The following is an 8,092-nucleotide window of genomic DNA, read 5'->3' on the forward strand; positions in this document are numbered from 1 at the left end:
GCCGCGGCCACGGGCCGCCGGCGGCACCGGCCGCCGCGTCACTTCTGCGCCGCCGCCAGGATCTTGACGGTGGTGTGGAAGAACCGGGAGGTCGCCGTCCCGGTGTAGGCCTTGCCGAAGAGGGTGGCCGGATTGCCGCCGAGACGGCCACCCCGCAGGTGCAGCACCACGAAGGCGGCCTTGGGCTGCGCCCCGACCAGGTCCCAGTCGCCCTTGGGGGAGGAGCGCGGCGGGGCCAGCGCCTCGGGCAGCGGCTCGGAGAGGAACAGCACGCACAGCCGCAGCTCCGGCGTCACCTCGATCCCGGCGAACGGGTCGGCGGCCACCACCGCCTCCAGCTCCGCCACCGTGCACAGCACCGTCGGCACGGCGTAGCCGAGCGCCGCCTCCAGGTGCCGCTCGATCCGTGCGGTCAGTGCGGCCCGGTCCTCCTCCTCGGTGTCGAAGAAGACGTTGCCGCTCTGGATGTACGACCGCACCCGGGCCAGCCCGAGCTCCTCGAACAGCCCGCGGAGCCGTTCCATCGTCACCGTGTGCCCGCCCACGTTGATCGCGCGCAGGAAGGCGATGTAGGTCTGCGTCATGGGGCCAGTCTGTCAGTGGCCCCTGTCACACTGGCCACCATGACGACCTGGCAGGACTTCGAGCAGGACGCCCCCGACCTGGCCCCACTGGTGCGCGCCCGGTTCGAGGCGAACAAGCACCACGTGCTGGCCACCCTGCGCCGCGGCGGCGCGCCCAGGGTCAGCGGCACCGAGGTGCAGTTCATCGGCGCCGACCTGACCATCGGCTCGATGGCCGGCGCGCTGAAGGCGCTCGACCTGCGGCGGGACGGCCGCTTCGCCCTGCACAGCAACCCGGCCGACGAGACGATGGCGGACGGCGACGCCAAGGTCTCCGGCACGGCCGTCGAGATCACCGACCCGGCCGAGCTCGCCGCCTTCGAGGGCGACCTCCCGCAGCCGCCGCCCGGCTCCTTCCACGCCTTCCGGCTGGAGCCCGAGGAGGTCGTGCTGACCACCGTGGCGGGGGACCGCCTGGTGATCCGCTCCTGGCGGCGCGGCGAGGGCGTCCGGGTCTTCGAGCGGACGTGACGGCTCAGCCCGGCAGCACCGAGCGCAGCGCCTCCGGCGTCCGGGCCACCACCGCGTGGCCGTCGTCGGCGGTGATGATCGGGCGCTGGATCAGGATCGGGTGCTCGGCCAGCGCCGCGAGCCAGCGGCCGCGGTCGGCCTCCTCGCGCGGCCAGTCCTTCATGCCCAGCTCCTTGGCGGCCGGCTCGTCGAGCCGGGTGATGTGCCACGGGTCCAGGTCGAGCCGGGCGAGGACGTCCTCCAGCTCGGCGCCGGTCGGCGGCTCGTCCAGGTAGCGGCGGACGGTGTACTCGGCGCCCGCCGCGTCCAGCTCGCCGAGGGCCGTCCGGCACTTGCTGCACCGCGGGTTGATCCAGATCTCCATGCCGCTCACCCTATCGAGCGAGGCGGTCCCGGCCCGGGAACTCCGCCCGGCCACCGCCGGTTGAACCGGCAGGACGAGGGGAGGGGGCCGCCGATGGACGGCGCGTCGATCGTCGAGCAGCTCATGACGCCCGAGGGCCGGGCGGATCCGTACCCGCTGTACGAGCTGGCGCGCGGGCTCGGGCCGGTCGTGCCGTGCGGCCCCGACCTGCTGCTCGCCACCGGGTACGGGGCCTGCCACCAGGTGCTGCGCACCCCGGGCTTCCTGGTGGCCGACGCCGGGATGCGCGAGCAGTGGGAGCCCGACTTCGCCGACCACCCCGCCAAGCTGCTGCTCTCCCGGTCGATCCTGGAGAGCAACGCACCGGGCCACGCCCGGATGCGCTCGCTGATCGCCTCCGTCTTCACCGCCCGCCGGGTCGCCGCGCTGGAGCCCGCCGTCACCGCGGCCGTCCACGTGCTGCTCGACGAGATGGCGGCCCAGGGCGCCGGCGGCGGGCCCGTCGACTTCATGGACGGCTTCGCCCACCGGCTGCCGGTCGGCGTGATCTGCGAGCTCCTCGGCGTCCCGCCGGAGGACAGGTACCGCTTCCGCGGACTCGCCGCGGACCTCACGGCGACCCTGGAGCTCATCGCCGACGAGTCCGAGCTCGCCGCCGCCGACGCGGCCGCCGACGAGCTCGCCGGGTACTTCACCGCGCTGGCCGCCCGCCGCCGCGCCCGCCCGGAGGACGACCTGGTCAGCGCCCTCGTCCAGGTGGCCGCCGCCGAGCCGGGCCGGCTCTCCGGCCAGGAGCTGCTGGCCAACCTGGTGCTGCTGCTGGTCGCGGGCTTCGAGACCACCACCGGCCTGCTGGGCAACGCCCTCGCCCTGCTCTTCGAGCATCCCGGGGCGGCCGCCGCCCTGCGGGCCGGCACCCTGAGTCCGGCGGGCCTGACCGACGAGGTGCTGCGCTACGACTCGCCCGTCCAGCTCACCTCCCGGATCGCGCTCGCCGACGGGCTGACGGCCGGCGGCGTCCCCGTCCCGCGCGGCACCGGCGTCCTGCTGCTGCTCGGCGCCGCCAACCGCGACCCGGAGCGGTACGCGGACCCGGCACGGTTCGACCCGGGCCGCCGCGACAGCCAGCCGCTCAGCTTCGGCGGCGGCCCGCACTACTGCCTCGGCGCGCAGCTGGCCCGGCTGGAGGCGGCGGTCGCCCTGGCCGCGCTGCCGGCGCGCTTCCCCGCGCTCGCCCCGGCCGGGCGCCCGGAGCGCCGCGACCGCCTGGTCCTGCGCGGGTACGCGACCCTGCCGGTGGCCCTCGGCTGACCCGCCCGGCCCCGACCCGTCGCGGGCGCCCCCGGGCCCCGCGCGCGCCCCCCCCCCCACGCCGCCGCAGCACGCCCCGGGCCGCTGCTAGCGTGGGCGATCCGTGATCGTCCGCACCGCCGGAGGCCGCCGTGACCAGTGCCGAACCGCTGCCGGACGCGCCACTGCTGCGCACCCGCGCGGTCGACGTGGTGCGCGACAGCCGCTACCTGCTGCGCGGCATCACCCTCGACGTCGAGGCCGGGCAGCACTGGGCGCTGCTCGGCGCGAACGGCGCCGGCAAGTCCACCCTGCTCGCGCTGCTCGGCGCCGTCTCCCACCCCACCCACGGCGAGGTGCACGTCCTGGGCCGGCGGCTCGGCCGGGTCGACATCCGCGCGCTCCGCGCCCACCTCGGCCACGTCAACCCGCGCCACCCGCTGCGCTCCCCGCTGACCGTCCGCGAGGTCGTCCTCACCGGGCTCACCAACAGCATCGAACCCGAACCCCGGTGGCACCCCACCGCCGACCAGGCCCGCCACGCCGAGCACCTGCTCGACCTGATGGGCATGGCCGACCGGGCGGCCAGCGCCTGGCCCACCCTCTCCCAGGGCGAGCGCGGCCGGGCCCTGATCGCCCGCGCCCTGATGCCGCAGCCGCGCCTGCTGCTCCTCGACGAGCCCGCCACCGGACTCGACCTGACGGCCCGTGAACTCCTCCTCGGCAGCCTGGACCTGCTGCGCCGGCGCCACCCCGCGCTCGCCACGGTGCTGGTCACCCACCACCTGGAGGAGCTCCCGGAGACCACCACGCACGCCCTGCTGCTGCGCGACGGCGAGACCGTGGCCGCCGGCCCGGTCGCGGACGTCATCACCACCGAGCTGGTCAGCGACTGCTTCGGGCACCCGATCAGCATCGCCCGCCACGACGGCCGCTGGACGGCCCGCGCCGCCCGCCGGGCCCCCGCCGAACTCTGACCCCGCGGCCGGGCGGCCGCGGGGCCGTCCGCCCGCTCAGCCGGCCTGCGGCAGGCCGATCGGGTTGGCCGGCGGCAGCTCCGCGCGGCACGCGGTCGAGATCGGCCGCAGCACGGCCGCGAGCTCGTCCAGCTCGGTGCGGTGGAAGCCCGCCCACACCCGGGCCGCGGCGAGGTCGGTGACCGCCTCCAGGGCGCGGTGCCGGGACCGGCCGTCCGCGGTGATCGTCCCGTCCGGGGCCAGCCAGCCGCGCTCGGCCAGCCGGGCCGCGGCGGCGTCCCACTCCTCGTCCGTCCAGCCGCGGTGCGGCTGCAGCGCCTCCCGCCGCACGTCCAGCGCACAGCGCAGCACCAGCGCCTCGCAGCCGTCGAGGCCCTCCGCCACCAGGGCGGCCACATGGCCGTCGCCGCGGTGCTCGCGCAGCACGGTGGTGGCCTGCCAGAGCCGGGCGAGCCGGCCGTCGGGACGGGGCAGCGCCGCGTTCGCGGCGGCGAGCACCCGGCCGCCGCAGTCCAGGCCGTCCACGGCCCGCTCCAGCAACTCCACCGAGCGGTCGACCAGGTCGGGCTTGACCGTCTCCAGGACCCGCCCGAGTGCGGCCGCCGCGCCGTCCACCCGGGCCGCCAGCACGTCCTGCGGCGCGGCCCGGTGCCACACGTCCGGCAGCGCCCGCTCGACCATGGCCGGGGCGAAGTTGAAGAACGCGGCCACCACCGGCGCCGCCTCGACCGCCCCGAGCGGCGCCGACCGTCCGCCGAAGTACCCGCGCCAGTAGCCGCGCAGGCCGACCGCCTCGTAGGCGGCCCGGCCCTCCGGCGAGAAGTAGGTGAGGGCGTGCACGGGCTCGAAGAGCCACCACAGCGCACGGGCGGGATGGACGTGTTCAGCCACCGACTGACCTCTCTGGCACGGGCTTCGCCCGGAACGGGCCGAGGCGCACGCGGCAGCCGGCGCCCCCCTGCTGTGATGCGGGTCACCCCCGGGCTGCGCCGTTCCCCGCCCGCCGCCGCTTCACGCGATGATGGGGGCGAGGCGGCCGCAGACCACCGACCGCACCGAGCTGTGAAGGTACCCGGAAATGGCGCAGATCAACCCCAGCATCCTCTCCGCAGACTTCGCCCGGCTGGCGGACGAGGCGCAGGCCGTACGCGGCGCGGACTGGCTGCACGTGGACGTGATGGACAACCACTTCGTCCCCAACCTGACGCTGGGCGTGCCGGTCGTCGAGTCGCTGGCCCGCGCCACCGACACCCCGCTCGACTGCCACCTGATGATCGAGCAGCCCGACCGCTGGGCGCCGCAGTACGTCGAGGCCGGCGCCGGCTCGGTGACCTTCCACGTGGAGGCCGCCGCGGCGCCCGTCCGGCTCGCCCGCGAGATCCGCGCCAAGGGCGCCCGCGCGTCGATGGCGCTGCGGCCCGCCACGCCCATCGAGCCGTACGAGGACCTGCTGCCCGAGCTGGACATGATCCTCATCATGACCGTCGAACCCGGCTTCGGCGGGCAGGCGTTCCTCGACATCATGCTGCCGAAGATCCGCCGCACCCGAGAGCTGATCTCCAAGCACGGCCTCGACCTCTGGCTGCAGGTCGACGGCGGCGTCGCGGCCTCGACGATCGAGCGGTGCGCCGAGGCAGGTGCGGACGTGTTCGTGGCCGGCTCGGCCGTCTACAACGCCGACGACCCGGCCGAGGCGGTCCGCGCCCTGCGCGCCAGCGCCGAGGCGGCCCACGCCGCCGCCCCCTGGGCCTGCAAGCACTGAGCCCGTCCCGGGCCCGGCGCCGCCCGCCGCCGTGCCGCGGCTGTGGCGCGGCTGTGGCGCGGCTGTGGCGAGGGCGGCACCGGCCCGGGAACTGACGGCCCGTAGAGTACCCGCCGGGGGATCGAACGGGGAGGGGCCGTGACGGAGACCGGTGAGCAGGACGCGCCCAGGACGGGCACGGGGCGGCGGACCTTCCTGCGGTCCCTCGCGGTCGCCGTGGTCGGCGCGGGCGTCGTCGGCGGCGCGATGGTCGAGGACGTCCTGCCCGGCGGGCCGGCGCTGCGCCGCGCGGTCGGCATGACCGGCCCGGACGGCACGGTGCCCGACGTGGTGCCCGGTCCCGTCCGCACCGACCGGGTCGACTCGGCGGCCCGCGGCCTGGCCGTCGACCTGAGCGTGATCAGCCCGCCCGGGGTCGCCGACCCGGCGCGGCTGCCGGTCTGCCTGGTCCTGCACGGCCGCGGCGGCAGCGCCCGGGGCATGCTGGACCTCGGCCTGCCGCAGTTCCTGGCGGCCGCCACCGCACGCGGCACCGCGCCGTTCCACCTGGTCGCGGTCGACGGCGGCGACGCCACCTACTGGCACCGACGCACCGCGGGCGACGACCCGATGGCGATGCTCCTCGACGAGGTGCCGCGCTGGCTGAAGGACCGCGGACTCGCCGCGCCCAGCGGCGTCCTGGGCATCTCGATGGGCGGGTCGGGTGCGCTGCAGTACGCCCGCGCCCGGGAGGGCGGCCTCGGTGCGGTCGCCCTGCTCAGCCCGGCGCTGTTCGCCTCCTGGCGGGACGCGGCGACCGTGGACGGCTACCAGGACGAGGCGGACTGGCGGGCCCACGAGCCGCTGCTCCACCTCGACCAGCCGCTGACCCGCCGGCTCGCCGTCTGGTGCGGCACCGAGGACCCGTTCTGCCCGGCCGCGCGGCGCCTCGCCGACCGCGCCGCCGAGACGCACTTCCCGCGTGGCGCGCACACCGGCGGCTTCTGGCGGCGGGTGCTGCCGGACGCCACCGCCTTCGTCGGCGACGCGCTCTCCCACCGCGGCTCCTGACCGCACGCCCTCGCCCCGCCGGCCGCCCGGCTGTGCGGCCGCCCGGCTGCACGGCTGCACGCCTGTACGGCGGGATCCGCGGGCGACATCCGGCGACGCGCGGCGCGATCGGCCGGGCCTGGGCCGTGGTGGCTGCGATACTCCCCGCATGAGCAACCTGGACGTGCGGCCGTCCGCGGAGCGCTGCGGCGGCGAGGCGGCCACCGGGCCGGTCAGGGACCTGCTGACCGGGCGCACGGTGCCGCTCGGGGAGTCGACCGTGGTGCGCCGGCTGCTCCCCACCCTGGGGCGGCGGATGGTCGGGGCCTGGTGCTTCGTCGACCACTACGGTCCGGACGACATCGCGGACGAGCCGGGCATGCAGGTGCCGCCGCACCCGCACATGGGCCTGCAGACGGTGAGCTGGCTGCACGAGGGCGAGGTGCTGCACCGCGACAGCCTGGGCAGCCTGCAGACCGTCCGGCCGCGCGAGCTCGGCCTGATGACCTCCGGCCGGGCGATCTCGCACTCCGAGGAGTCGCCGCGCACCCACGCCCGGCTGCTGCACGGCGCCCAGCTCTGGGTGGCCCTGCCGGACGCCCACCGGAACACCGAGCCACACTTCGAGCACCACCCCGACCTGCCCCGGGTCACCGCTGCCGGGCAGGGCCTGGACGCGACCGTCATCCTCGGCACCTTCGCCGGCGCGACCTCGCCCGGCACCACGTACACCCCGCTGATGGGCGCCGACCTGACGCTGCGCCAGGGCACCCGCACCGCGGTGCCGCTGGAGCCCGACTTCGAGTACGCCGTGCTCACCATGGCCGGCCGTACCGAGGTCGACGGCGTGCCGCTGGACCCGGGCGCCATGCTCTACCTCGGCTGCGGCCGCCGCGAACTCCCGCTCCGCGCCGACACCGACGCCTCCCTCCTGCTGCTCGGCGGCGAGCCGTTCGCGGAGGAGCTGGTGATGTGGTGGAACTTCATCGGCCGCTCCGGCGAGGAGATCACCCGGGCCCGGGAGGACTGGGAGACGGGCACCCGCTTCGGCGAGGTGCACGGCTACGACGGTGCCCGGCTGCACGCACCGGAGCTGCCCGCGCTCCCGCTCAAGCCGCGGGGGCGGGTGCGCTGATCCGGGGACAGGCCGGCGTGACGCACGGGCGGGCGGCTGCCCTGCCCAGAGCAGGGCAGGACCTCAGGACCATGCCGGAGAGCAACGTGCCGGCCGAACGCGTCGTCCCCACCCGCCTCTCGGGAGGTCGCCGTCGGCTCGGCGAACACCCACCGAGGGTGTGAGCGAGGCCGTCGGACCATCACACGACCCGTCGGCCGCCGCCGTCGGGTGGGATGTCGTCCTGCGGCAGGTGCACGTCGACGATGCGGAGGTTCACCTCGACCACCTCCAGCCCGGTCATGCTCCCCACCGCGGTGCCCACCCGGGCCCGCACGGCGGCCGCCAGCTCGGGGACCGATACTCCGTACTCGACGACCACATCGAGGTCGGCAGCGGCCTGCCGCTCGCCGACCTCGACGTTCACGCCGTCGCCGGCTTAGGTCCCGTTGACTAGAAGTT

Annotated in this window: 10 protein-coding genes; 6 read left to right on the forward strand and 4 right to left on the reverse strand. The window is 76.3% G+C overall.

Features of this window, described 5'->3' with window-relative positions; genetic code table 11:
* Nucleotides 1-38 precede the first annotated feature (38 nt).
* Complete coding sequence (locus tag ACFV0G_RS00555) at nucleotides 39-584, reverse strand: DUF1697 domain-containing protein (RefSeq protein WP_380539192.1); 546 nt, start codon at nucleotides 582-584, stop codon at nucleotides 39-41.
* A gap of 39 nt (nucleotides 585-623) precedes the next feature.
* On the opposite strand from ACFV0G_RS00555, the gene ACFV0G_RS00560 reads away from it, so the two are divergent.
* Nucleotides 624-1,094: a pyridoxamine 5'-phosphate oxidase family protein gene (locus ACFV0G_RS00560; RefSeq protein WP_380539195.1), complete on the forward strand. Its 471-nt coding sequence runs from the start codon at nucleotides 624-626 to the stop codon at nucleotides 1,092-1,094.
* Nucleotides 1,095-1,098: 4 nt separating this feature from the next.
* Here the strand turns inward: ACFV0G_RS00560 and ACFV0G_RS00565 are convergent, their stop codons facing one another.
* Nucleotides 1,099-1,458 carry an arsenate reductase family protein gene (locus tag ACFV0G_RS00565; protein WP_380539198.1) on the reverse strand — a complete coding sequence of 120 codons (360 nt, stop codon included), beginning with the start codon at nucleotides 1,456-1,458 and terminating at the stop codon, nucleotides 1,099-1,101.
* 93 nt (nucleotides 1,459-1,551) lie between these two features.
* Between ACFV0G_RS00565 and ACFV0G_RS00570 the strand changes: the two genes are divergently transcribed.
* Complete coding sequence (locus tag ACFV0G_RS00570; RefSeq protein ID WP_380539201.1) at nucleotides 1,552-2,769, forward strand: cytochrome P450; 1,218 nt, start codon at nucleotides 1,552-1,554, stop codon at nucleotides 2,767-2,769.
* 131 nt (nucleotides 2,770-2,900) lie between these two features.
* A complete protein-coding gene (locus ACFV0G_RS00575; protein WP_380539204.1) occupies nucleotides 2,901-3,725 on the forward strand; it encodes an ABC transporter ATP-binding protein in 825 nt (274 codons plus the stop codon).
* A gap of 36 nt (nucleotides 3,726-3,761) precedes the next feature.
* Here the strand turns inward: ACFV0G_RS00575 and ACFV0G_RS00580 are convergent, their stop codons facing one another.
* Complete coding sequence (locus ACFV0G_RS00580) at nucleotides 3,762-4,616, reverse strand: hypothetical protein (protein WP_380539207.1); 855 nt, start codon at nucleotides 4,614-4,616, stop codon at nucleotides 3,762-3,764.
* Nucleotides 4,617-4,803: 187 nt separating this feature from the next.
* Between ACFV0G_RS00580 and rpe the strand changes: the two genes are divergently transcribed.
* The 3 genes from rpe (at nucleotide 4,804) to ACFV0G_RS00595 (ending at nucleotide 7,651) form a co-directional block, all read left to right on the forward strand.
* The gene (gene rpe / locus ACFV0G_RS00585) at nucleotides 4,804-5,487 is read left to right on the forward strand and encodes a ribulose-phosphate 3-epimerase (protein ID WP_380539210.1); all 684 of its coding nucleotides are present in this window, start codon (nucleotides 4,804-4,806) and stop codon (nucleotides 5,485-5,487) included.
* A 138-nt stretch (nucleotides 5,488-5,625) separates the two neighbouring features.
* Nucleotides 5,626-6,537, forward strand: coding sequence for an alpha/beta hydrolase (locus ACFV0G_RS00590; protein ID WP_380539213.1), 912 nt, complete (start codon nucleotides 5,626-5,628; stop codon nucleotides 6,535-6,537).
* A 148-nt stretch (nucleotides 6,538-6,685) separates the two neighbouring features.
* Complete coding sequence (locus ACFV0G_RS00595; RefSeq protein ID WP_380539216.1) at nucleotides 6,686-7,651, forward strand: pirin family protein; 966 nt, start codon at nucleotides 6,686-6,688, stop codon at nucleotides 7,649-7,651.
* Nucleotides 7,652-7,832: 181 nt separating this feature from the next.
* Here ACFV0G_RS00595 and ACFV0G_RS00600 read toward each other — a convergent pair whose 3' ends face one another.
* On the reverse strand, nucleotides 7,833-8,057 hold the full coding sequence (locus ACFV0G_RS00600) for an Asp23/Gls24 family envelope stress response protein (RefSeq protein ID WP_380539219.1): 225 nt from the start codon (nucleotides 8,055-8,057) through the stop codon (nucleotides 7,833-7,835).
* Nucleotides 8,058-8,092: the final 35 nt, after the last annotated feature.

Origin of the sequence: Kitasatospora sp. NPDC059571, from assembly GCF_042735675.1 — a bacterium.
Taxonomy (GTDB): domain Bacteria; phylum Actinomycetota; class Actinomycetes; order Streptomycetales; family Streptomycetaceae; genus Kitasatospora.